Consider the following 24598-nt stretch of genomic DNA (forward strand, 5'->3'; position numbering starts at 1 on the left):
GACTTCTGTTCTAGAGGCTAAAATTGCATTATGAATGGTGTTTTGACCAGTCCCTCCAATATCAGTCATACTAATTGAGCCATCAGAGTTTAAAGTTGCATTTCCACCTAATGTAGTCTCGATACTGTTTGATATATTTCCTAAAACTGCATTCGTTGCATAAAGTTGACTTCCATTGATGGCATCTGTGCTTGTAGCTGAAATTTCACCAGAACCTACATTTTTGATTTGGCGCTCAGCACCTACTGAGCCAACAGAAATCTGCATGCCTGGATCAGTCACTTGTCCTGCAAAAGTACCATAGGTCAGTCCATTTATGGTGGCAGAGGTTTGCTGCGTAGCATCTGTTGCAGTAGTTGAGCTAGCACCCAAAGCTACAGAGTTCTCTTTTGTGGCTTTAGCAAAAGAGCCTATCGCAGTTGCATTCAGTGCATCAGCAGTCGTTTCTGCACCTAGAGCAGTAGCATAATCAGTTAATGCCCATGCAGCTCTACCAACAGCAGTTGAACTTAATCCACTTGCATCTGTAGCACTACCTAAGGCTAATCCATCTTGTCCTGACGCAGATGCATCATAACCTGCTGCAAAAGATTGCAGACCTTTGGATTGAGCTATTTCACCAATTGCTATTGCTGATTGACCAGAAACTATATTTTGATTACCAATGCTTATTCCACTTGTACCGCTAACTGTAGAGTTATTACCCATTACTGAAACAGAATTTGCAGTTACAGTATTTTTATTACCTACAATTCGTACAGAATTTAAAGCACCAGTAATCGTATTGTCATTACCAAATGCTCCACTGTTAAGAGCATCAATAGTTCCATTATTATTACCGACACTATATGTTCCAGTTCCATTAATTGTTGTTGGATCACCAATAGCACCTGAGCCTTGCCCTGTAACCACATTTCCAGTACCGATACTAATAGTATCTTTCGCAGTCGCTTGAGATCCTGTACCTATCGCAATAGCATTCTCGCCAGTGCTATTAGCATTTGTACCAACTGCAACAGCTGAAGTATTTGTTGCTTTTGAATTTGCACCTACTGAAACAGATTGTTTTCCTGAGGAAATTGTACTAGTAACTGAAGTACCATCTCCCTTCCCAGCACCTATGGCTAAAGACTCAAAACCCGTTGCTTGTACATTTGAACCAACTGCTGTAGCTCCTCCTGCTGTGGCTTTTGTTTCGCGACCTCCCACAGCCGTACTATTTTGACCTGTTGATTCAGATCTACGTCCTATTGATACAGCACTGTTACCAGTAGCTTGCGCATATCCACCTAAGGCTAATCCAAAGTTATTATTTAAACCTGTTAAAGCATTATAACCAATCGCAATTGAACCAGCAGTATCCGTTACTGCACCTGTACCTATTGCAATTTGTGAACCACCAGCTAATGGAAGAGCATCAGTAACACTTGACACCACATTTCCTGTTTTAGCTCCGACCCCAAAGCTTATATTATTCTGACCAATTGCTTGTGCATCTTTACCGATTACCATTGCATTTGTAGCGAGTGTAGATGCATTTGCAGCTTGTCCTATTACAATCGTATCAGCCGCATTTGCTTTGGCTGATGTACCTACCGCAATGGAATTGCTTCCACTTGAAGTTGTCCCATTATTACTCCAATCACGTCCTGCTCCTTGAGAACTACCAATGGCTATAGAATTATTCCCAGAAGAAACACTTGAATGTCCTATAGAAGTAGACTTTATACCTGTAGCAGCACTAACAGTTCCTAAAGATAATGCGAAATCACTTGTCGCACTAGATTCTCGACCTATTGCTAAAGCCGCATTACCATTCGTGTAAGATCTATTACCAATAGCAACGTTATTATTTCCGTTCGAATAATTATTAGCACCTATAACAACTGATGCTCCTAAATTGGTCGCTACACCTGTGGTTGTTGTAGCTCCATTAATAGTAGCAGTCGAATTAGAACCAATAACAACAGAGCTTCGAGCAATTGCTTTAGAATTTTCACCTATGGCTACTGCACCACCTGCTGGTTGTGAACCCGCACCTAGTTGCATAAAAAGTGGTAAAAAGGGATTTTGCCAATCTAAAATAGATAAACTGTCATCATTCGCTACAGAACCACTAGTTGCTACACCTGCTCCTGTTCCAGTTGTCGAAATAGTTTTTTGAGCAAAAGTAACATTAGAAATGAACGAAATTGATATATATATTGCTGTAAAACTTAAAATTTTCCCAACATTAATTTTGTAAATTTGAGCTTTACAAGCTTTTAATGTTTTTTGCTTAGAGTTTTTACCTTTACCCTTTGCAATTTCAGAAACAGCTATCCATGCACCAAGTGATGCATTCCAAATTACTTTGTATAGTTTATTCATTGCTTTCACCTAAATATGATTTATTACTTCTTAAGCATTCAAAAACAAACAGGCAGTTGATATGTAATCAACTGCCTGTTTGTTTACTTAAAAATGGATAGAGTTAAAAAAAATATTAAATTGTTTGTTTTTTGTTCATATTGGTATTAATTTAGAAAGGTACGTCATTACTCAAGGAAAGCTTAAACGATTTTGTTTGCATTTTTATACGAAAAATGCAATATTCATCACATAAAAACCTACAGTTGATTACATATCAACTGCCTACTTTCGACACTTTTTAACATAAGTCATTGTTAACAATAACTAAATCATTTCAATACCATTCCTTAATAATTCTATATCATGTTCGATATATTGCATCGTGGTCCTGATTGATTGATGTCCAAGTATTTTTTGTGCCATGTAAATATTGTCACTATTTTTTAAAATTGTTGTTGCAACAGTATGCCTAAAACGATGTGGACTCACTTTAAAATCAACATTTTTTGACAAATATCTAAATATAGCATCAATCTGATAGACTGACATTTTCCTTACTTGTGTTTTCTGATATTTAAAGCAATTAATATTGAATAATTGATCCTCTATAGATGAGCTTAGCTCTCTATGTTTGTCAATTAACTCTAACAAATGAGGCTTTAACTTACTTGATATTGGTATTTGATGACTTTTATGATTCTTATTGTAAATACCATCAATGAATATAATTCCTTCATTAATTTTAATATCTTGTATTTTTAAATTTAGTAACTGTCTTTTACGCATACCAGTATATTGAAAACTCTTAACAATTGTTATAAAAAACCAAATAGGTTTGATAAACTTTAACTTTTTATTAAGATGACATTCCTTCATAAAAATTTCTAATTGTGTAATTTGATAACTATTTAAATATTTTATAGATTTATTATCTGATTTAATCTGAACTTTACTAAACGGATTATCTGTACGTTTTAATATTTTTTGTTTTATTCCAAAACTTATAAGCGCATGTAAGTGTCTTGCATAGGTATTCCAACTCACTGGCTTAATTTTAGCTAACATCCTCTTTCTCCATTCTATCACATCATTAGTTGTAATATTTTCTGGTGATAATTTTTGATTAGATTCAACAAAATAATGAATAATTTTTTTATACGTCATTTGACTGTCTTCCCTTAAGACATGATATGCGAAAAAACTCTCCAAAAGCAAATTAAAACTGATATTCATCACACTTTCCTTATTCAAAAATAAATTATTGTTTTTATTTAACTAAAATAATAAATTACTTAAAAGATTTTTATTTAAAAATTTAATCAATATTATTAAGGTCTGTTGACATTTACCGTATAAAAAAATTGCGAGAAAGTAATATTCAATCGCTAAACCAAATTTACTACTCGCTATGCCTCGAACAATGCTGAAAGATCAAGATTGGTCCTAAGCTAAAATCTATTTCCCATAATTTTTAGAATTCATATAAAACAAAATTTGAGAAATTTTATTGAAACTATCCTATACCGTATCAGAACATGTTGTCCTTGGAGAGATTTAACGACAGAATTTGGCAAATCAAAATCAATATTTAAAAAGTTTTGTCGTTGATCTGCGGACAATAAATTTATGAAAATATTTAAATTATTTACTAAACATGCAGATAAAGAATGGCTTTTCATTGATTGAACTCATATCAGGACAAATCAACATTCTGCTGAGATTAAAAATCAAGATATTTCCAAAAGTATTGGTAGTAATAGCTCAAAAATACATTTGGCTTTTGTTGCTGATGACAACCCAATAGAAGTTATTATTTGTGATGGTACAACTCATGATGTCAAAGTTACGCCTGATTTAGTTTCTAAGTTTGATTTAAGTTCAACAGAAAAATTATGTACAAACAAGCGATATGATTTAGAAAGTTCACGCGAATAAATACAAAAGACAAAAACACATGCAAGTATTCGATGAAAATCCGATACACAACTCAATAATGATCATATGGATTGGCATTTATATAAAATTAGACATTTAGTAGAAAATATATTTGCACATTTAAAAGCGTTTAGAGGTATTGGAACAAGATATGACTAGCTAAAGAGAAATTATCAGAGTGTGGTAGCTCTAGCTTGTATATTTATATGGTTGCCTTTATAGAGCAAAAATATGCACTAAAAATATCAAAAAACCCTAACATAAATATTAAAAAAATTTCTATACATATGTTCTATTGATATAATCACTTCTTAATTTTAATAATTTTTTTAAAAATTTTCTCTTAGAATATTTAAACACACTTTCCCTGTTAATTATTAATAAACCAGTTTCAAAAAAAATCATCTTTTATTTAATATTAATTTTGGTAAAATTTAGATTTCAAGCATAATCTGTTTATGAAATATTTTAACTCAACAAAGCTTTCTGATACACAGTTTAAGCGTTATACAGGTATATCTCATTCGATATTTTCTCTAATGGTTGAACAAATGCAGATGCAAATTCCTACTAAATGCAGACCACCCAAACTTTTTTTTTAAGATCAAGTATTACTCTGTTTAAGCTATTAGAGAGAATACCAAACCTTATTCCATGTTGCTGCAAGTTACGGTGTTTGAGAGCCAACAGCTTCCAGAATTGTTCGTCAAGTTGAAGATAGTTTAATTCAGTCAGGTTTGTTTAATTTACCCAAAGATATCCCCGAAGATGAAGGTATAGACTGGAATGTTGTGATCGTAGATGCCACTGAAATTTCAATTCAAATGCCTAATAAAACAGAAGAAAAGCTATAGTGGTAAGAAAAAGGCTCACACATTTAAGGTGCAAGCGATCATTATACTAAATTTTTGCATGAGCAAAGTTGCTGTAAATGACTTTAAACTGTTCAAATGCAATCTGCATTTAATTTTCAACAAATTTATTTATTCTTACAGATAAAGGATATCAAGGAATTTATGCTCTATACCCTGATAGCCTGTTATCAGGCAAAGCTAAAAAGCGTAGTGGATTAGATCCTTTGCTAAAAATATATAATCGAGAAATTAATAAAAGAAGAATAGAGATTGACCATGTATTTGGTACATTAAAGACTTTCAAAATTCTTGCAGAGCGTTATCGAAATAGAGGAAAACGGCTTGGCTTAAGGTTTAATTTGATTGAAGGTATTTATAATTTAGAGTTGAGTAAAAATGATTTATGAAAGAAGCCTATTATAATTATACTTTTAAAATAAAATCCATTTAACTTTAAAAAATTTTCCGCATCTATTCACAATGATTATTAAAAGTTAATATTAAATTGGGTGTATTACTTTAACCTGAGTGAATAGCCACCAAAATTCTAGACACACAAAACCGTCTTTTGATGGGCTTTTTCATAATCTAATGAAGAACGCTGACCATTGGAACCATGTCTACGTTTTGAATTATAAAACATCTCAATATATTCAAAGATATCGGTTCTAGCCTCGGATCTGTTTGAATAAATCTTCTTCTTGATACGTTCTCGCTTTAACAACTGAAAGAAGCTTTCAGCAACAGCATTATCATGACAGTTGCCTCTTCTGCTCATACTGCTTTCAAGATTATGGTGCTTGAGAAATGTCTGCCATTCATGGCTGGTGTATTGGCTGCCTTGGTTAGAATGGATCAGCACCTTGTTCATTGGATTCCTTCGCCACAAAGCCATCAATAATGCATCTAAAACTAGATCTGTAGTCATTCTTGATTTCATAGACCAGCCAATTACAAGGCGTGAAAATAAATCTATTACTACCGCAAGATATAACCATCCCTCATGAGTACGAATATAAGTAATATCAGTAACCCATAAACGGTTGGGATGAGCTGGGTTAAACTGTCGATCTAACATATTTGCAGTAAAGACAGATGGAGTACCTGCATGAACTCTAGATTTACGATAACCACGCTGTGATTTTAGACCATTCGCCTTCATGAGTCGGTGTACTCGATTAATTCAGCAACTTTCACCAACATCTTTCAAATCACAGAAAATCTTACGATAATCATAAACTCCACCAGATTCCAGCCAGAACTGTTTAATCAATCCTGAAAGCTGTTGCCGTTTCCTCGCAGTTTTACTGATGGGTCGCTTTAACCATGCGTAATAACCACTGTAATGAATATCTAAAGTTGAACATAAACGACGAACAGACCATATGTGCTGGTTGTCCTGAATAAAGGCGTACCTCATTTGGACTGGCTTGCGAAGTACACCGCGGCCTTTTTTAGAATATTCCTTTATTCTGTAACTCGTTGCAGTTCTTTTCTCAGTTTCGCTAGCTCAGCAAGTGCATCACTAGATTCTACTATATTGGGTTGCTGCGGATCATAACGTTTAATCCAGGCATATAGACTATGGGTGGTGATCCCTAAACGTGCAGCAACTTCGACCACACTATGGCCTTTCTCAGTCACTTGCTTTACTGCTTCAATTTTGACTTCTTCAGGGTATCGTTTACTGCTCATAAGCACCTCGCTAATTAGCCATTTTATCTAACTAAAAGGTGTCTACAAAATCGGAGGCTATTCAGTTAAATCACCATATATAGTGTGGTTTAAAAGCATTTTAATCGTGTATTGACCATAATCTAGATTTTCAGCAATCTTTTCAAATCTACGTCTGAGATCGTGAAAGGTAAATTTAATTCCCGTTTCATTAATTATTCTTTGTTTGGCTTCAAATAAATTTGTTGTATAGCCGTTTTTCTTAACCTTAGAGGAAGCAAAACATATTCATTGAACTTTTGTTCATCCCATTTTTCATGATTTCCCAAAGGCACTCACCCATAGGGATTTGCTGCGCTTGGTTGAAAATAAAATTGCATAAAAAATCCCAGGCACTTATCCGTTCGCACAACCAATAGCCATTAGACTAAAAGTAACTTACAAAAAAATATTATTTACATATTTTGTTCCTTGTATGTTTATAAAAAAGCGGAAAGCGACTTCACGTTAGACAACACCTTTTTTAAGCAATGATTTTTATACAAGAATTTGGTGGAGGTGGCGTCAGTTTAACCTAGCCAATAATACCTTGTTTTCTCTCAATTCTATTAAAAAAAAAGGTCAAATTTACCCAATATTGACCCTCTTTTTTTAAAAAACTCATGAGCAATTAAAATTTTTTCTTAAGAATATTTTTTAAAGTCATATAAGCATAATAACTTTCTAAATTCTGAATTTCGATCATCCTCAAGACTCTCAATATGCCCCTTAAGATCTTCTAAATCAATTACATCATTTAACACGAAATGAAATATTGCATCTAACTTATAAGTTTTCTTGATCTGATCCGTATCAAGAATACATTGTATTGTAGTTGGACAAAATGTCTCAAACCTATCTTTTCTAGAATTTTGATAGTATGAATTAATTTTATCTGATTGAGATTTTTTCAATAATTCTGCACATTCTAACTCAGGACAAATTGTACTGAAACCATAAGTAGGAAACCATTGATTACTTGGAACTACCATATCATCTAATAATTTAACGATATCACAATTTTGTGTATTTAGAATTTCGAAATATTCACTAATTAACTGAGCTGGATTATTAATTTTATATAGATATTTAATATTTTCCTTAGAGTCAATAGCAAGAACCTTATCTGAATTCTTTAAAGTTTCAATATCCTCAGCAACACTTACTTTGATTGTTCCTCCTGCTACGATCTCCCTTACAACATCTAAAACTTTTCTTACTTCTAATGCTGAAACAGGAAGAGATAAATCTTCAATAGCTTTATAAACACTTATATAATCATCTGTCTTTACCTTGTTAATTCTAATCATAGAACCATTGATAAGGATGTCATGATCTTGAATATCTAATGAGTCTGATCCAGCTTCATACTCGACAAGCAAAAAGTTTTTCCTAATCTTTTCAGCTTCTGGAGAATTAATTTCTACATACTTATAAATTGTACTCAAAATCTCCTTTATATTTGTATCACCTACCCCATACCCTAAAAAAATTATAGGATTATGTACAAATAAAGAAATTAATTGTGCTCGAATTAATTCATATCTTTTAAAGAATAAATTGTAATCATTAGTAGTTAAAATTATCTTTTCAGGATAATTAACACATCCATGAATTTTATAAATAGAACCATACGGATTGCTTAGTAAAATTTCATTACCAATTAAAGGTTGAAATTGAATTAGATCCTCAATCATTCGATCATAATTCGTTGTTACAACTGAGGAAATATTTTTTGCGAGCCTTTTAAAAGATTCAATTTCATCAGCTTTATCAGATCTATAATCTAATTGAGTTAATAAATTTTTTACAAAAATTTTAAAACGACTAAGGGTTTTACCATTTCTACCAGCTTCATAAAACAACTGATTTATGGCAGAAAACTTTCCATTCCTATCACTCTGAGCAATTTCATTAAACTCTTTCTCAAGAATTTCGGCTAACTCCATTAAATTGTGAGAGCCATCATGCGCATTGTAAACAGTACTCTTTAGATCATAAAATTTTTCATCAGAGCCATACAATTCAATTGATACATACTTAAGTAATCCTTCCCAAGTGAAAGAATTTCTTAAATATCTTAAACTTAGTCCTGTACCAACGAAGAGAACAGGATGGTTTTTATACCCGCTTACAAATTCAAAAATATCCATAAATAGATTTCTAGTTTGTTTTTTAAAGATAAATTCATCTTATCCATTTGAGTCTATTCAAGCAATTTTTGTCAGTAAACTTTTAATTCATAATTTTCATTAAGGTAAAAATTATTCACAATAAAAATTAAGTACTAAAAGTATAGGTTAAATTTAGGCCTCCTTCTTCTCCTACTCCAAAGCTAGCGTTAACCATAGCCCTCCCTTTCACTCACTATACAAATCTTGATAAAACGCTGCTATTTTGATTTTCTTTAATCTATGATTGAACTCAGATTTATAATTTATCAAATGAATTTAATGAAAAAAATAAGGGAGCTAAAGCTCCCCCTTATTCACGGCTAGCTAACTTAGCTTCAATCCATTGATTAATTTCCCAAGCTGACCAACCAATACGGTTCTGAGTGATTTTCACTCTCTTTGGAAATGTTGGATCATAATACGGTGAAAACTCATCCATCATTTCATAAATCGTTGAACGACCAACACCTGTAAATAAGACAACTTGCTTAATATTAATAATTTGATTCATTTGAAAAGTTTGACCTGTGAACGCATTCATGATGTTTACTCCTGATCATTGATGCGAGCGCTACTGCTCAAATAACCCCAAGGTCTGTAATTTTTTAACCTTTGAGCTCATTCAGTTCACTGCCCTCACACTCCCCTGCAATCCCTGCTGAATATCCTGCACAAACCCATCACCCTGATTAAAGTTAGGTTTAACTTTAGATTTTGACTCAGGTTGTGCTTGTTCAGACTCAGCAACTTCATCTGTATAGAACTCCTCCACCAAGTCCAAACCCTCTTCCGAATTCACCTCAAATCTTGCATTACTAAAACACTGCCCAGCCATCTGATCTAAAGCATTTTGATTAAATCCAGATGCTTTACACTGCTGATCAATCTCTTTTGCCATTTGAATAGCTTGTTGAAGATTCACACCATCTCTTAAAGTTAAGTCCACGTAATACACTGGGGTTCGATAACTTTGTGTGGTGGACTTGCCACGGAGTGTGAGTTGTAATGGTAGACATGACAGCAAACCATTCGATGCCGCATGGTAATAACACAAGCGTGCTGCCAAAGTCCGAATGCTGTTAAATCCAGTCGTTCTAAAAATAAAAGTACCGAGTTCATCCGATTCGTCTAAGTTGACATGCAAGCGTCCAAAGGGTTTACAGTTGCCTCCCTGTGCCAATGGACATAGCTCAGGAGATGGGCATGGATGTTGCTCAATGCCTTGATTGGTTTGTCTTTGACAAGTCTCTCCATTGCCAATACATACAGGTCGTCCAGTTTGGCGATCAAATAAGGTGTATTCCGCTCTAAGGTTGAGTTCATGATCGTTAAAGATCATCCGTACTGGAATTGTTCTGAGTTTTTGGTTTTGATTGGGTGCTTTGGCTCGGAGTTGTTCATCCAGTGGATGTTTAATCCAGCCATCTTTTCCTTGGATTTGGCTGGTAATGGTAAATTGGTCATCCTTTTCAGGCAGTCGTTTACCGTTCTTTTCAACAATTTTACCAATGCTGATTCTACCGAGTATGGGTGGTGTAATGGCTAAACCTTTGATCATGGTAATTCTCTCTTTTGAATAAATTAATGGGACATAAAAAAAAATCCCATACGCTCTGGCATGGGACTTTTAATTGTTTATTTCGTTTCAAATTACTTAGGCTAAATTCCTTTCAATCATCGTTTGTATAGATGTTGAAACGCCTAGCACCTTGTTTACTTTGTGGAAATTGATTGAGATATTCAGGGTACTGTTTGAGTAAAGCCTTAGTGTCCAAGACGATTGAATCCTTAGACTTTTTCCACGTCACTGAACCTGTTTTAAAGGTCGCTCGTTCAGCTTGTTGCATTTTGGCTTGTAGTTGATGTTTCATCAGATCGAATGTCTCTTGACCAGTTTCAATTTGATGGCGTGCTTGAATCAATTGCTCAAACTGTTGATTGGCTTGTTCATCTTCGGATAGGTCAGTGGTTGTCAGTGGCACATGTTCAGGATAAAGCTGTTGTAAGGCTTTAGCTGCTGATTCAGATGCATCAGCATCAGGTGGCGTATCTTTTTCCACACATTCCCAGAAGTGTCGTTCTGCATGGATGATGTGTTGGATCACTGATTCTGAACGAGTCACTTTAAAGATTCGGGTTTCATGCCCACAGATCAGGACACAGATATGCGCTGCTTTCTTACCTGTCACTGCCAGTTGATGTTGTACTTGGCAAAGTACATACAGAGGTACACCATCTCGCCAAAGCTTAGCACCATGTTCTCCTGCGGTTTTACATTCGAGAATTTGTACATCTGCATCACCCACCACCGAGTAATCTAAATTGGCTAACATAAAGTGTTTATCAGGTTCAGGGTGTTGGAGAACTGCATTGACCCGACGTACTTTATAGTTGGTGTGGAGACTGTAGTATTCAGCGACTAATAGTTCGAGACGTTTGCCCCAATAGAGCGGTGCATGCCCTTCACTTTCATCCTCAATGTTTTGTTGGATACGTCCTGTTTTAATCATCCACAGTTCCAACATCGACATATAGGGATTAAGTCCACAGGCTGCTGCACAGTCACTACTACCAATGCCTTGTTTTCTTACTTCAAGCCATTCGGCTTGGCTCATTTGTTTGGTATTGACCAAGCGTTTGGCACTAAAGAGCTTTGGGGCAATAAAAGTTTGAGCAGTTGTTGATGTGATGGGTCGAGTGGATTGAGGGTTGATATTGATGTGGTTATTCATAGTTTCATTCCTGTTATTGTTAAATTTTGGGCATAAAAAAACCACATCCGAAGATGTGGCTATAAAAGAGAAACTACAGGCGATTTAAGAATAAATCCGTATTGAGTGTCTGCTATTTTTATGCAATTGTAAAGTATTACTTCAACTAAAATTTCATTATTCAGATGGATTGAATAGTTGTTTAAGCCATCATCCTTAAAGCCTGTTCCAAACCGCGTTGTTTTAAGCCTGCGCCTGCACCAAACCATGCTGAATCGAGCCGATGATCCTGACTCATTGCACGACGTTCGTGATCAGCAAATTCTGTGATGGAGCAAAGTAAACCGTAGGCAGTATCTTTGGCTGAGGAAAGTGTTGCTCCTCGCCCTTGCCCATTAAACATGGTCATAACCTTAGACATGGCTCTTCCATTCGGTTCGGTTTTATTCGCCTCTGCTTGATTGGCAACATTACGATAAAACTGAATGATGCTTTCATCCTGTTCAGCAATACTTAGGCTCGTGTTGTTAAATACGGCATCGAAATAGGCTGCGGCTTCTTGTTGAGTCACTTTTCGTTGACTGAGCTGTTTCATTTCATACATGTGTTCATCCCATGCACGGATTGAAATACCCAATTGTTGTTTGACCTTTTCAGCATCAAATTTAGTGCTATGTGGGACTTTAACAACACCTCGACTTGTATCCTGTCCTTTTAGTGCAATCGCAAGCGTGTTATTACACACCACACGAATGGAAGTAAATTGTGCAGTGGTGGCTAAAGTACCATCACAAGCCGTGGCTAATAGAATATAGCCATTACTGACATCTTTGCCTTTGAGTGCTGAGGTCTGTCCTGTTCGTGCCAATGCCCAGAATTTCTTACCACCTTTGAGTACGCCTGCTGTTTCAAGTTCAAAGCCAGATTGTTCTGTTAAGTCTTTGTAGAAATGTAGAATTTCAAGGGGTTGGACTTCTTGATAACGTTGGCTGACCACCGATAAAGGTGCATAGGTATCTGAACGATATAGAACACGCTGTTCTTCAAAAGGCATGATGATACTTTGTCCACGGTCATTCTGTGCCATATAGCTGACATCTGAAGATTCTATTCTCCAGTTCATGCCTGCTTGTTGCGCCCAGATCTCAATAGGTTGGTTCTGCGTCAGTTGATTGCCCAAGCCATGCCAAGGGGTTTGCCCCACATAAGCCATTTGTTCAATAAGATGTGACATATTCATTTCCTTTTAGAATTAGATTAAATTGTTTAAATCTAAATTTGAGGCATAAAAAAGGCTTACTGAAGGAGTAAGCCAAAGTGTAATCAACCAGAATTTGATTTAAATCATGGATTCATGTTGATGATATATAGCTGAAATTTTTTATAATTCTTATTTAAGTAAGTGAATAGTATTAAATATATTTTTCGCTCCCTCATTTGATTGCGTTAACTCAATCTCATATTCTTGATTGTCCGCATCCCAAAATTTAATTTTTTTATTTAACCTTCCACTAATTGTCAAATTATAAATTTCATTCAGTGGAATATAAAATTTAGCATCACATAGATTGACATAAACAATTAAAAAGTGTGCAGTGATTACGATTCCTTGATCACCTTTTCCGAATACAGTTTCGTCATAATAAACAATGACATCTTGAGTTGTGAACATTGGACAGTTAGCAATTTTCTTGGTAATCGCAATAAAATTATTAATTTTTTTATTATCTAACTCATCAAATCTATAGAAGCTCAGATTTTTATCTGTTGGAGGAATATTATTTTTTAAAAAATCTTCTGAGAAGCTTTTCCTACCCCATCCCCCTATTTCAGAATCACGTCCAGAAACAGTTTTAATTGGTGTTTGCACATCGTCAAAATTATCTTGCTCATTCAGACTTTCAGTAATGGCTCGGGTCATTGTCGATGTAATCGCTCCTGAGCCTGCACTAGCGGTTACTACATTCTGAGTAACGTTTGTAGTTATTTGTCGTGTATATCCTGCGACTTCTACTCCTGAAACTCTTGTATAACCTGATACTTGCTGAGGCGTTTTGATTGATACTTGTTGAGGCGTAACCTTAAAAGAAAATATATTCCGAAGTGCTGACATGATGGAAATCACCAACATGATCAACAAAGGAATCGATAACAACATGATCGACACCCGAAATAGCACGCCCCTTGTATCTAAACCAGATTTAGAAAGACGGTTAAAATATGTCGTTGTAATGCTTAAATACAGAATGAATGCAACAATTGAACCGATGATATTCAGATCTAATAATTCTTTTGAACCGAGTAAAAAGTATATTGCTAAACTGTAGCAAGCCTCTGGAAATAAATTCTTTATCCCATCTATAGCCTTGGAAATATTGTATAAAATAAACAATATTAGAATGATCCAGCCAATAATCGGAATAATTGCCAAACACATGACGAGTACAGCAAGCAACATGTTCGCTAAAATCTTTTGGTATTCACCAGAGGAAAAAATATAGTAAATAAAATAAAAAAAAGAAAAAATGATCAACACGGAATAGGTATAGAGAACCGTCCAATCTGTATAAAAAAAATTAATCCCTCCTAAAATAGCCAATAGCCCTAATGGAGCATGAGAACTTGAAGGCAATGCTTCCTCATTGCTTGTGTATAACGTCTCAGACACTTTTGTTACCCCTTGTTTATATTTTATTATTTAAAAGTTAATAGCTTATTTAATAAATAATTCTTCATGAAGTAAAGCTAAATTCTTAAATGAAGATAATAAAAACCATCTATATATTCTATTTTCGTTCAATCGATTAGTCACATGTTGACTAAGCAAATTTCAGCATCTATCCTTTGTTTGCTGACCTACATTGTCAGTCGGTTTTGACAGACCGTTGTATATAGCGCATCAGATTTTACTTTCTGAGTATAAGTCTTATGTGAAACCTTCTCGTCCCCCTTTGCGGTAGAACGGGAGGGGGACGCGTCCGCGCGTGCTGGTTCTATATGCCCAGTCTGTCAACCCTCTTTCGTTCTGCCACCATAATCAATTGACAGTGATTCGGTAGAACTTCTATTGCATATAGGAGTAGTTATCATGACTCAACTTTATCTTTGTTTATTGTTTTCTCTAAAACCCTATCGGCTATTGCCCTACCTTTGGCAAAACAGCTAGTTTTTCATTCAACAGACATTCAATCTAAAGACTTATTTGTCCTTGGAATAGGACGCCTTTGTCTTTGCATTTTGTCATGCTGTTGAAATGATCAATTCCAAAATAAGCAATAACAATAAATTAGGGGGAATGATGAAAATTCAAACTTCAATTTTAATCATTGGCTGTTCACTCATAACACTCGGTTGTGCCAGTAAAGCTGAACGAGAGTTTCTTGGGGGTTGCCAATCTACAGGAATGGAGCGATCCGCCTGCAAATGTGTCTATCAAAAACTAGAGACTAAGTACGGAGAGGAAGGTTTTAAAAATAATCTTTACACCTTAAGCCAGACTGAAGCCTTTCAAAACGATATGGTGCAAATCAGTTTGCAATGTATGCGGGAGTAAGCCATGAGAGCTATTGCTGGAATCATCTGTATTGTTGCAGTCATTTGCTTTCTGGGTCTGCCATTCATCGGCATGATGATTGTTTTTGGTTTGTTTTACTTACTTGCTCAATATGCGTTTGGTGGAAATAAATGAATACATCTATTACTTCTTGGTTAATCCGTTCTTATTTGATTATGGGCTTACTGTTTGCAATTTATCAAAACTTTTGGGGTCAACATAGCTATAAATCATTTGCCTATCACTTAGGGCAAGGCGTGATTTGGCCAGCAGTCATGTTCCCATCTGTGGGTAAATTCATTGGTGGCGTACTTATTCTTATAATCATCGGTGGCTTAGTGCTTCGCTCTAAATAAATTCCAATCTAAAAATATCTATAGGATTTTCTCATGAAAAAATTCACATTAATGGCATTCATACTGTGCATGTATTCCACATCTCAAGCAGCGCCCAATATCTGGCAAGATAATTTTTCACAAGGCTTTAGTTTGTATTCCCTTCAAAATAGCAAAAACCAAAAATTGACCATTTCATGCAACAGTGGCGGTGTTTTAAACGTTGATCACTCAGTGGAACTCTCAACTGCAAGTAAAGCGTATGCAAGCTTTAATAAGCAATCATCTTTTAGCTTTATCATTGATGGAAAAGCACTTGAAGTACCCAATGAAACACGATCCAGACTGAATGGAAATGATTGGAACAAACTTATCGCTCATCTAGGAAAAGCCAAAAAAATTGATGTTTTTATTAACAATAAAAAAATGGCTTCATTCATATCTGCAAAAGCCAATAAAGCTTTTGCTAAAGAACTAGTTGAGAGTTGTGCTTCGCTATAATTCTCAAATTTTTAATCATTGCGCTCATTCGATTATTGCTTATATCCATGATCAAAAAGAAATAGGTATGCCTAGGCTTAAAAACCTAGGTTCCACTTTCCAATAATGATAAAGAATCATCCAAGCTAAAACCCTCGATAGAGGGAAGCATATAACGACTTAGATACATTAGCATGGTAGTGAACTGTTTGTTTTCTTCATGATCTATAGAGGATTATTTTTAATCTAAATCAGTGGCATCGATGCGTATAGTCAACAAAATATCAAAAGGATCATTACATGAAAAATCATATGCAACTTATCTTCAATGTGATCATTATTATTGCCCTTGCTGGAATAGCTTATCTTGTATGGAATCAATCTAAGCAATCATCAATCAGCAGCAACGTTCCATCAGATATTAATCCTGATCAAATACACGCTTCGCAAGTTGGAACAATGACAGCCCACCAACCAGACATGCCAGGAGATACTCATGAGGATTCTCTAAATCAAACAGAAATGACTGAGAGTATTCAAACCAATACAAATTCACCAATAAAAGTTCAATCTTGTGGTGCAGATGAATACAGTGCTGATTGTGAGAATCGAAAGATACCTCGTCTTTATTTCATGTACAGCATGAACCCTAAAAACCCTGCATGGGTCGAATTTATCACTTTAGGTAAACCTATTGAATATCCAGATATCTTGATTGAGGAAGTACAGATTACATCTAAAGATGGTCATTCCTGTATGGTCGATTCATGGGGACCAGAAGGTGAAACCATAACAGATAGCGATATAGACGTTTTAATCACCCCTGCTTGTCCTGAAAAGCAAATTAAGCATGTTGACTTAAAAATTGATGGGAAACTCTATCGATTCGTTTAATTTTTAAATTAAAAAAATTAAGTTTTTCTACTAGGATAAACCGATGCCTCTCAACACATCGGTTTATTTATAGTTCTCTTCATCATTCCTTATGACTTTAGAATATAAGAACAAAACTTAAAAATACACATGAAAACCTGTTAATCTTCTATCAAGTCTATTTTAAAGCCATGACGATCATCTACCAAATTCATGCATTAAAACTGCGATGGCAAGATTCACAATAAAACTTTATTACAATTCCTGATTCCGAAGTGCTATGTCTCAATTCAACTAAATAATCAATCAAGCCACTCAATATCACTTCTGCTAATTTCAACATCCAAGGTGATAATGATGAACCAGATGAAAGCCGCTTAATGAACATGGTTGCTAAGCCAAGCTTTGAGATGGATGTCTTATTTGAAAATAAATGAATGACTTGCTGCTGATGAGAAACAAATATTCGATGTACTTGAGTAGACTGGCAATATGGACAACATGTTGGCATACCAAACATCTCCAATGAAAAATATGAAAGGGTTTATTTCTATAAACCCTCATTTGCAATCACATAGATCGTGATCTTCATGTAGATGATGTATGACTCAGTTTTCTTTCATTAGCCGAATGTACGCATACGCTTTTTACATTTGACCCTTAAGTGCTGATCTTCTTTTTCAGGTCGAACTAAATATTTTATCGTGTTTAACATATTATTCACTTGATCTTGATCTTTACGATAAATCATCCCTATACCTAAAGTATCTCGATCAGAGAATTGCTGAAGATACTTAGGATCATGACAATTAAAATAACACCCTTTACCACTGGTGATATTTCCCCATATGTCACCTACTCGTTTGGCGATACCATAAGCTTTCTGACGCTCATGTCCTTTGTAGACCAATAATAAATGGCAGTGGTAGCCTTTATCCTTACCCTGTTCTAATGCCCATGCATATTCAATTAAACCCTCAAATATTCTATCTTTATCACGTAATCTAGTACGTAATACTCGCATATCCTCATTAAATTCTTGAATACCAACTTGGTCTTGATGTTTAAGAGGATAAGCTAAATCTACTCGAACCACTAAAATACGTGAATAATGATCAGTAATCCTCTCCATACGTTCAACTAAATTCTTCGTATTTACAGATTCACTATATTGATGATCACGTAATTGACGTAAATGCCTGCGATGGTGCTTTTTAAATCTTTCTTTAATTCCAGTAAAAGAAACTCGTTTTAATTGATCATATAAAGACTGCCAGTTATTTAGATCTCTATCAAAATCGATCAGCAATTCAATTAAAGCATCCACACAAGTAGAGTAATAGAAATCAGGATTATATATTTTATCGAGTTGAAAAATTAAATCAGTGAGTTTTCTGAAGAACCGGCGCGGTTCTCGGGATCTATTTACGACATCATCCACAAAGTCTTCGATTTCGATAAGGGTTCTAGATTCATTAACTTGATTATTCATGTTACACCTATGAGAATTTAATTCATAGGAATACACAGAGTGTAATTTTTTACTTAGTATTGATAATAAAAATTCTATTCAACTAGCTTTATTAATTTAAATAATATTAAAAACCCACCAAAAAAAATATTAATTCACAACTCACAACCACATAGCACCTTATAAGAAGGCAATACATCAAGGCAACACTTATTCGTTAATAAAAAATAAAAAATTACATCGATAAATCCAGACAACTAATACCATTTCTTAAATATACAACGAACTTATTAAATCACAATAATTCAAATCCATCTGTACAAATTTTATAATCTTTAAAGCTATCACCTTTACCTGAAAAATTTTGACCTTATAGCGTCTTAGCTATCGATTTTATTTAAATTTTAAAAATCTAAAGTTTCTCATACTTTTAAAAATCATCAAATTCACACCAAAAATTTCAAAAAATTATTGTAATTTCAGTTCCAAACACCTTGACAACAAAGGGTTTCGTTAAAAAAAATTTCAAAAAAAACCTTCAAAAATATCCTAAAAAAATGCTAAAATTTATTAAAAATACTACGCACAATTCTACAAGGAAACAACAATGCCTGGATTCAATTACGATTCATCAATAGCAGACCTTATCGACAAGGAATTAAAAAAATTCAATGATGAAGATATGTTATGGATTTACGATAAATTACTCATATTTGTCGATAAAAACCAATATTCATTCCATAGTGAAACAGATAGTCTACTTATAGGAAAACAGATAAATTTTAAATTTGATGACTTTAATAATATTAAAGAAATAACTAAAAAAATTAAATCTAGACTTGAAAAGATTGGGGAAATTGAAGAAGTTGAATATTTTTTCAAAAGAATTCAAAAATTTAATAATTTTGACAAAGAACTTTTTTCATTTTTAAAAACTAATAAACGTTTATGTAATTTTGCAATTAACTTTATAGAAAATAATTCCTTAGAAAATAGAAATAATTTACCAGAATTTAAATTTATTGAAAATAATTATTTATATACCATATATCAATTCACCTTCAATGAAATTAATTTCAATAAAGATAGTATTAATAAAGTTAAAGCTATATTTATTGATGTAATTTCAAAAGACTACCACAACAATTCAAAAAACTTTGAAGACGAAGATTTCCTAAAGTGGGCATACTCATACTTAATAAATAAAAGCAGAGATTTTAAAAGATTAAAATATCGACCATCAACAAATTCAGATTATTATAATTTAATAGTCTCATTTCTTGATTACATTTTACACTTTAAAAAAGATACTCATTACTCATTAACTAATCAACTTTATAAAGCTTGGAGTCAAAAAAAGTTTAGAGCAGCAGATAAAGTGAAAAAACAATATCACCTACCATTAACAAAGGGAGCAAAATCAGAATTAAAAAAACTATCCGATTTCAAGAATAAAACTGAAAACGAAATATTAGAGGAATTAATTCATCAAATGTATTTAAAAGAAATGTGTGATGAGGATGGAAAGTTAAAATACTAGCAAGTTCGTATAGATCGATTTTTGCATTTTATCAACAGTTAAAAGTCACCTTAAATGGCATAGCGGTGATACATTAAATTGAAAATACAGCTTCCTCCTCCATATCTGTTTCACGTTCCATAACTATTTAATCTCCTAAAGATAAGAGGCTTTTCAGCCTCTTTTTTCACGCTATAATTTTAGCAACCAATTTTTTACTTGCTCCCCATACCACTCCATAATCTTTACACGTTCGTCCCAATACTGCGCTCGATTATATGCAGAGCGAATACGGTTCTGTGGCACATGGGCAAGTTGCCGCTCAATAGCATCAGGATTGAATAAATTCGATTCATTCACTACTGTACTAAATAATGATCTAAATCCATGCGTGGTCATTCGACCCGCATAGCCCGACCGTTTAATCACAGCTAAGATTGATTCGCTACGCATAGGCTCTTTGTTATTTAAACGATGTGGAAATAACAGATCCTGATTATGTGTCAGTCGCAATGCCTGAAGTTCATCGATCATCATGTCTGTTAAAGGTACACGATGAGGTAAACCATTCTTCATACGCTCAGCAGGAATATCCCATTTACGCTCATTTAGATCAAATTCATCCCAACGTGCTTGCAGTAACTCACTTACTCGAACACCAGTAAGCATGATCATAATTATTGCATGGTGAGTTTGGGCATCTGCTGGATAAGTTTTAATTTTTCTTAAAAATTCAGGCATTTCACTTTCTGATAATGAAGCTAGGTTCTTCACTTTTTTATTTTTAAGTGCATAAACCAAATCACTTGCCGGATTATCGAATCTATAGCCATGAGCTATGGCATATTTCATGACCATACCACAACGAGACAAAGTACGCTTAGCCACCTCTAATGAGCCTCTAGCTTCGATCTTTTTAATGATTTGCAGAATCTCTGGAGCTTGAATTTGATTAATACGTTTATTGGCCAGAGCAATATAAAGCTCATCTAAAGATGCTCGCACATTACTAATATGTTTGGATGACCAAGTCTCTCTTTGGTTCTCAAACCAGTCTTCAGCCACCTCTTTAAAGAATGGCTTAATTTCCTCGTGCAACACCGACTTGGAATATTTGTATTTCAGTTCAAGTGCAAGCTCCCTTGCTTTCTTTAAACTCATATCAGGATATGGACCAAGTGACTCTGACTTACGCTCACCAAGAACAGTAAAGCGTATGTTCCAGTATTTTTGCCCTGATGGCGTTACGAGAAGTGATAGACCATTCTCATCCGAAAGGCGATATCGTTTTTCTTTTGGCTGTGCTTTTCTGCATTCTGTATCGGTAAGCTTCATCAGTATTTACCCTTTATCTAGACTAAAATAATTGGGTAAATTTTCCCAATAATTACCCAGAGAAGGCAAAAATTAGGTCAAATCAAGTCGGATGATATCGGACAAACAGGCAAATAAAAAAGCCCTTAAGTATTGAACTTAAAGGCTTTTTTACATTCAGTCAAACTTCTCTGAATTGAATTTTGGTGGAGATGGCGGGAGTTGAACCCGCGTCCGCCAACACTACACTCGAGAATACTACATGCTTAGATATCGTCAATTATTTTAACGCTAAGTGACCCGACGAACAGGGTACAAAACGCGATCCTCTAAATTTAGTACAAAGCCCCGAGGCTTAGCTTTATACGGACTTGTGTGCGTGCGCTTCGGTCGGGTTCACTGACCACAAGTATTCAGTGAAGCGGACAAACTGCCCTTAGGCAGCTAGAGCGTAAGATTCGTCGTTTGCGACTAAAATATGCAAATTTGATTTACGAGAGAAAATGCGCTCTCGGCATGCATCTATGAGCTTCATCATCAGCGTCGAAGCCAATAACATCCCCAGATAACAAGGTCATCATAACATAGATGTTGTAAATTAAGCAGATAATTCACGACATTTATTCTAAATGATGTGCCTAGTCCTATAATTGCGCTACTATCAGTTTTTTTCAAGGGACAAATATAAAAAAGATGAGCTATTTACTCTCACTTGATCAAGGAACGACCTCTAGCCGTGCGATTATCTTTGATGAGCATGGAAAAGTATATGCGTCAGCACAACGTGAAATCCAAATCAAAACCCCTCATTCGGGGTGGGTTGAACAAGATGCCATGGAAATTTGGACCACGCAGATTGCAGTGGTTCAACAAGCAATTGCCTCAGCCAGATTACTTGCCAAAGACATCAAAGCCCTTGGTTTAACCAATCAACGTGAAACCACTGTTGTTTGGGATAAAAGAAATGGAAAGCCACTTGCCCCTGCCATTGTTTGGCAAGATCGACGTGCAACAGATTGGTGTAATCAACTGAGCCAACACAATTTATCTGAAAAAATTCACCTAAAAACAGGATTAAGAATTGATCCTTATTTCAGTGCTGGAAAACTGGTTTGGCTTTTAGATAATGTTGAAGGATTAAGACAATTGGCAGAGCAAAATCATGTAGCCTTTGGGACAATTGACAGTTGGCTCATCTGGAATCTAACTCAAGGCTCAGAACATGTAATCGAAGCCAGTAATGCGTCTCGTACCATGTTGATGGATTTAAAAACCCAGCAATGGGACGAGGAACTCTTGGCATTATTCAATATTCCTAAAAGTATCCTGCCTCAAATTATTCAATCAGACTGCTATATTGCCAGTACAGCAACAGGCTTGTTGGGTGCAGAAATTCCAATTTGTGGTGTATTGGGCGATCAGCAATCTGCGTTATTTGGACAATCCTGTTTTGAAACGGGTACGGCAAAAAATACCTATGGCACTGGCTGTTTTATGCTATTCAATACAGGGCATGAGATCCAATATAGTCAAAACAAACTGCTCACGACCTTGGCATGGAATTGTCAAAACCAGTCTAGCTATGCATTGGAAGGTAGTGTATTTATGGCAGGCGCAATCGTGCAATGGTTACGAGACGGTTTAGGCATTATCAAAAACAGTGCTGAAGTTGAACAGTTAGCGTGCCAAGTCAATACCACTGATGGGGTCGTACTTGTACCGGCATTTACAGGATTGGGTGCGCCGCATTGGGACAGTGATGCACGTGCATTGCTCTGTGGCATGTCACGTGGAACCAATAAGTCACATATTGCCAGAGCTGCGTTGGAATCCATCGCATTTCAAGTTTCAGATGCATTAAGCGCAATGCAGTCGGATATTTCACAGCCTTTAAAAGAACTGCGTGTGGACGGCGGAGCGAGCCAAAATGATATGCTGATGCAATTTCAAGCTGATATTTTAAATGTACCTGTATTGCGTCCAAAGCTTTTGGAATCAACTGCATGGGGTGCGGCAGCTATGGCAGGTCTCAAAAGCAATATATTTAACAATCTTAATGAAATTTCAGAATCTTGGCAGCTAGATCGGGCTTTTGAACCGAATATGAGCAATGACCAACGTGAGTATCATTTAAGTTTATGGAATGATGCTTTACAAAGAGCAAAGTCGAAGTAAGACACACTCCCTAAAAACTGGGCTATCTGTTTACCCAAAGTAAACTTTTGTCCAGTTTTTTTTAAATTAAATTCGTTCGACGAAAAGCACACCATTTAAATGATCAATTTCATGCTGAACAATTCGAGCAGGAAAACCATGAAAGCTCTGAATTACTTTCTCGCCCTTTAAGCTAAAAAACTGCACAGTAATCTGTTCTGCACGAGCCACTTGACCTCGTTCATCAGGAACGCTCAAACACCCCTCTTCACCCAACACGGTCTGTGATGACTGTTCGATAATCTCTGGATTTACCATCGTAATGGCTTCCATTGCAGGTGCATCTGGATAACGGGGATTGGGGCGTGAAGCGACAATAATCACTCGCTTAGAAACATAAACTTGCGGTGCTGCAATCCCCACACCATTTCGTTCCAACATCGTTGCCTGTAATGCTTTGGCAAGCTCTTGCAACCATGTTGTTGAAAACTCAGCATCAGCGACTGGAGCCGCGATTAATTTTAAAACATCTTCGCCACGCTGAGCGATTGGTAAAATAATACTCATAGTCTCTTCAGATTTTTTAGCATACCGTGTCGTGATTTAATTTTAACATTCAGTCCTGCAATCTCAATTGCATTATTTCATACAAGCAATGCGTGTGCTTAACTAAACTTTCATTCATCAGCTATTAAATTTTAAACTGGCTTTTAATTTATTTTTAATCTTACTCTTGTAAATAACAGTCACTCAAGCATGAGATCATATCAATGAATAGTACAACCTTATTTCTCGGTTTGATTTTTAGTTCGATTGGATTAGGTTATTTTGTTTATGGAAAAAAACAAAGAATGACCATGCCATTCATCTGTGGCATCGCTTTAATGATTTTCCCCTATTTCTTTGAGAACAATCTGATGATCATTGCGATTGGAATCCTTCTTAGTCTTATTCCATGGCTTTTTCGCATATAACAGCTTATTAGTCTTTTGAGTTTTCATACAGGTTTATGGCTGATTCTGAGCTCTGCAATGAATATGATGATATGCATAAATTATTGAGTCAGCGTTATGAATAGTCTCCAATAACTAAATACTTGAGGATTTATATTGGTATCTCCCCCATTTAACCTAAAACATACATGCTAAATAACCCATAAC

General features: G+C 35.2%; 20 protein-coding genes, 1 other RNA gene and 3 pseudogenes. 10 read left to right on the forward strand and 14 right to left on the reverse strand.

Annotated features, from left to right (window positions below):
• From OSH00_RS17680 to OSH00_RS17685, 3 genes and pseudogenes are all read right to left on the reverse strand, one after another.
• The coding region (locus OSH00_RS17680) for a YadA family autotransporter adhesin (protein ID WP_420909546.1) at positions 1-2049 on the reverse strand (2049 nt) is incomplete at its 3' end.
• Between the two features lie 219 nt (positions 2050-2268).
• Positions 2269-2370: pseudogene (locus OSH00_RS20610) on the reverse strand (ESPR domain-containing protein); the annotation flags it as partial.
• A 306-nt stretch (positions 2371-2676) separates the two neighbouring features.
• A complete protein-coding gene (locus tag OSH00_RS17685) occupies positions 2677-3585 on the reverse strand; it encodes a tyrosine-type recombinase/integrase (protein ID WP_266131521.1) in 909 nt (302 codons plus the stop codon).
• A gap of 175 nt (positions 3586-3760) precedes the next feature.
• On the opposite strand from OSH00_RS17685, the pseudogene OSH00_RS17690 reads away from it, so the two are divergent.
• Both OSH00_RS17690 and OSH00_RS17695 read left to right on the forward strand, forming a co-directional pair.
• Positions 3761-4509 (forward strand): annotated as a pseudogene (locus OSH00_RS17690) (IS5 family transposase).
• A gap of 814 nt (positions 4510-5323) precedes the next feature.
• Positions 5324-5548, forward strand: coding sequence for a transposase family protein (locus OSH00_RS17695; RefSeq protein WP_266131609.1), 225 nt, complete (start codon positions 5324-5326; stop codon positions 5546-5548).
• Between the two features lie 140 nt (positions 5549-5688).
• Here the strand turns inward: OSH00_RS17695 and OSH00_RS17700 are convergent.
• The 7 genes and pseudogenes from OSH00_RS17700 to OSH00_RS17730 form a co-directional block, all read right to left on the reverse strand.
• Positions 5689-6836 (reverse strand): annotated as a pseudogene (locus tag OSH00_RS17700) (IS3 family transposase).
• Between the two features lie 662 nt (positions 6837-7498).
• Entirely contained in the window at positions 7499-9007 is a 1509-nt protein-coding gene (locus OSH00_RS17705; RefSeq protein ID WP_266131522.1) for an SIR2 family protein, read from the reverse strand.
• A 331-nt stretch (positions 9008-9338) separates the two neighbouring features.
• Positions 9339-9569 (reverse strand): helix-turn-helix transcriptional regulator, encoded by a 231-nt coding sequence (locus OSH00_RS17710; RefSeq protein ID WP_266131523.1) that lies wholly within the window; start codon positions 9567-9569, stop codon positions 9339-9341.
• A gap of 81 nt (positions 9570-9650) precedes the next feature.
• Positions 9651-10586 (reverse strand): recombination directionality factor, encoded by a 936-nt coding sequence (locus OSH00_RS17715; protein ID WP_266131524.1) that lies wholly within the window; start codon positions 10584-10586, stop codon positions 9651-9653.
• Positions 10587-10698: 112 nt separating this feature from the next.
• Positions 10699-11760, reverse strand: a complete 1062-nt coding sequence (locus tag OSH00_RS17720; protein WP_266131525.1) for a YqaJ viral recombinase family nuclease — start codon at positions 11758-11760, stop codon at positions 10699-10701.
• A 181-nt stretch (positions 11761-11941) separates the two neighbouring features.
• Positions 11942-12973 (reverse strand): DUF932 domain-containing protein, encoded by a 1032-nt coding sequence (locus tag OSH00_RS17725; protein WP_266131526.1) that lies wholly within the window; start codon positions 12971-12973, stop codon positions 11942-11944.
• A gap of 156 nt (positions 12974-13129) precedes the next feature.
• Complete coding sequence (locus tag OSH00_RS17730) at positions 13130-14407, reverse strand: hypothetical protein (protein ID WP_100885855.1); 1278 nt, start codon at positions 14405-14407, stop codon at positions 13130-13132.
• Between the two features lie 630 nt (positions 14408-15037).
• On the opposite strand from OSH00_RS17730, the gene OSH00_RS17735 reads away from it, so the two are divergent.
• The 5 genes from OSH00_RS17735 (at position 15038) to OSH00_RS17755 (ending at position 17001) form a co-directional block, all read left to right on the forward strand.
• The gene (locus tag OSH00_RS17735) at positions 15038-15292 is read left to right on the forward strand and encodes a hypothetical protein (protein ID WP_266131527.1); all 255 of its coding nucleotides are present in this window, start codon (positions 15038-15040) and stop codon (positions 15290-15292) included.
• A gap of 3 nt (positions 15293-15295) precedes the next feature.
• Positions 15296-15427, forward strand: a complete 132-nt coding sequence (locus OSH00_RS17740; RefSeq protein ID WP_257790575.1) for a hypothetical protein — start codon at positions 15296-15298, stop codon at positions 15425-15427.
• A complete protein-coding gene (locus OSH00_RS17745) occupies positions 15424-15648 on the forward strand; it encodes a hypothetical protein (protein ID WP_266131528.1) in 225 nt (74 codons plus the stop codon). Before OSH00_RS17740 ends, OSH00_RS17745 begins: the two co-directional genes overlap by 4 nt.
• A gap of 33 nt (positions 15649-15681) precedes the next feature.
• Positions 15682-16128, forward strand: a complete 447-nt coding sequence (locus OSH00_RS17750; protein WP_266131529.1) for a hypothetical protein — start codon at positions 15682-15684, stop codon at positions 16126-16128.
• Positions 16129-16407: 279 nt separating this feature from the next.
• Positions 16408-17001, forward strand: a complete 594-nt coding sequence (locus tag OSH00_RS17755; protein ID WP_266131530.1) for a hypothetical protein — start codon at positions 16408-16410, stop codon at positions 16999-17001.
• A 601-nt stretch (positions 17002-17602) separates the two neighbouring features.
• Here OSH00_RS17755 and OSH00_RS17760 read toward each other — a convergent pair.
• A complete protein-coding gene (locus OSH00_RS17760; protein ID WP_100885860.1) occupies positions 17603-18472 on the reverse strand; it encodes a YagK/YfjJ domain-containing protein in 870 nt (289 codons plus the stop codon).
• Between the two features lie 586 nt (positions 18473-19058).
• Between OSH00_RS17760 and OSH00_RS17765 the strand changes: the two genes are divergently transcribed.
• Positions 19059-19991, forward strand: a complete 933-nt coding sequence (locus OSH00_RS17765) for a hypothetical protein (RefSeq protein ID WP_266131531.1) — start codon at positions 19059-19061, stop codon at positions 19989-19991.
• Positions 19992-20162: 171 nt separating this feature from the next.
• Here the strand turns inward: OSH00_RS17765 and OSH00_RS17770 are convergent, their stop codons facing one another.
• Positions 20163-21305: a tyrosine-type recombinase/integrase gene (locus tag OSH00_RS17770; protein WP_266131532.1), complete on the reverse strand. Its 1143-nt coding sequence runs from the start codon at positions 21303-21305 to the stop codon at positions 20163-20165.
• Between the two features lie 183 nt (positions 21306-21488).
• Positions 21489-21847: a transfer-messenger RNA gene (ssrA, locus tag OSH00_RS17775) on the reverse strand.
• A 130-nt stretch (positions 21848-21977) separates the two neighbouring features.
• Here ssrA and glpK point away from each other — a divergent pair.
• A complete protein-coding gene (gene glpK / locus OSH00_RS17780; protein WP_266131533.1) occupies positions 21978-23459 on the forward strand; it encodes a glycerol kinase GlpK in 1482 nt (493 codons plus the stop codon).
• 66 nt (positions 23460-23525) lie between these two features.
• Here the strand turns inward: glpK and def are convergent, their stop codons facing one another.
• Positions 23526-24005: a peptide deformylase gene (gene def / locus OSH00_RS17785; RefSeq protein ID WP_266131534.1), complete on the reverse strand. Its 480-nt coding sequence runs from the start codon at positions 24003-24005 to the stop codon at positions 23526-23528.
• A gap of 203 nt (positions 24006-24208) precedes the next feature.
• On the opposite strand from def, the gene OSH00_RS17790 reads away from it, so the two are divergent.
• A complete protein-coding gene (locus OSH00_RS17790; RefSeq protein WP_266131535.1) occupies positions 24209-24412 on the forward strand; it encodes an amino acid transport protein in 204 nt (67 codons plus the stop codon).
• The last annotated feature ends 186 nt before the right edge of the window (positions 24413-24598 follow it).

The organism is Acinetobacter nematophilus, from assembly GCF_026344175.1.
GTDB lineage: Bacteria > Pseudomonadota > Gammaproteobacteria > Pseudomonadales > Moraxellaceae > Acinetobacter > Acinetobacter nematophilus.

Excerpts from the sequence above, each read along its gene's own strand:
- def (WP_266131534.1), bottom strand. The coding sequence starts at position 24,005 with ATGAGTATTATTTTACCAATCGCTCAGCGTGGCGAAGATGTTTTAAAA.
- OSH00_RS17725 (WP_266131526.1), bottom strand. The coding sequence starts at position 12,973 with ATGTCACATCTTATTGAACAAATGGCTTATGTGGGGCAAACCCCTTGG.
- OSH00_RS17755 (WP_266131530.1), top strand. The coding sequence starts at position 16,408 with ATGAAAAATCATATGCAACTTATCTTCAATGTGATCATTATTATTGCC.
- OSH00_RS17740 (WP_257790575.1), top strand. The coding sequence starts at position 15,296 with ATGAGAGCTATTGCTGGAATCATCTGTATTGTTGCAGTCATTTGCTTT.
- OSH00_RS17745 (WP_266131528.1), top strand. The coding sequence starts at position 15,424 with ATGAATACATCTATTACTTCTTGGTTAATCCGTTCTTATTTGATTATG.
- OSH00_RS17760 (WP_100885860.1), bottom strand. The coding sequence starts at position 18,472 with ATGAATAATCAAGTTAATGAATCTAGAACCCTTATCGAAATCGAAGAC.
- OSH00_RS17765 (WP_266131531.1), top strand. The coding sequence starts at position 19,059 with ATGCCTGGATTCAATTACGATTCATCAATAGCAGACCTTATCGACAAG.
- OSH00_RS17750 (WP_266131529.1), top strand. The coding sequence starts at position 15,682 with ATGAAAAAATTCACATTAATGGCATTCATACTGTGCATGTATTCCACA.
- glpK (WP_266131533.1), top strand. The coding sequence starts at position 21,978 with ATGAGCTATTTACTCTCACTTGATCAAGGAACGACCTCTAGCCGTGCG.
- OSH00_RS17790 (WP_266131535.1), top strand. The coding sequence starts at position 24,209 with ATGAATAGTACAACCTTATTTCTCGGTTTGATTTTTAGTTCGATTGGA.
- OSH00_RS17710 (WP_266131523.1), bottom strand. The coding sequence starts at position 9,569 with ATGAATGCGTTCACAGGTCAAACTTTTCAAATGAATCAAATTATTAAT.
- OSH00_RS17770 (WP_266131532.1), bottom strand. The coding sequence starts at position 21,305 with ATGAAGCTTACCGATACAGAATGCAGAAAAGCACAGCCAAAAGAAAAA.
- OSH00_RS17735 (WP_266131527.1), top strand. The coding sequence starts at position 15,038 with ATGAAAATTCAAACTTCAATTTTAATCATTGGCTGTTCACTCATAACA.
- OSH00_RS17705 (WP_266131522.1), bottom strand. The coding sequence starts at position 9,007 with ATGGATATTTTTGAATTTGTAAGCGGGTATAAAAACCATCCTGTTCTC.
- OSH00_RS17685 (WP_266131521.1), bottom strand. The coding sequence starts at position 3,585 with ATGAATATCAGTTTTAATTTGCTTTTGGAGAGTTTTTTCGCATATCAT.
- OSH00_RS17720 (WP_266131525.1), bottom strand. The coding sequence starts at position 11,760 with ATGAATAACCACATCAATATCAACCCTCAATCCACTCGACCCATCACA.
- OSH00_RS17715 (WP_266131524.1), bottom strand. The coding sequence starts at position 10,586 with ATGATCAAAGGTTTAGCCATTACACCACCCATACTCGGTAGAATCAGC.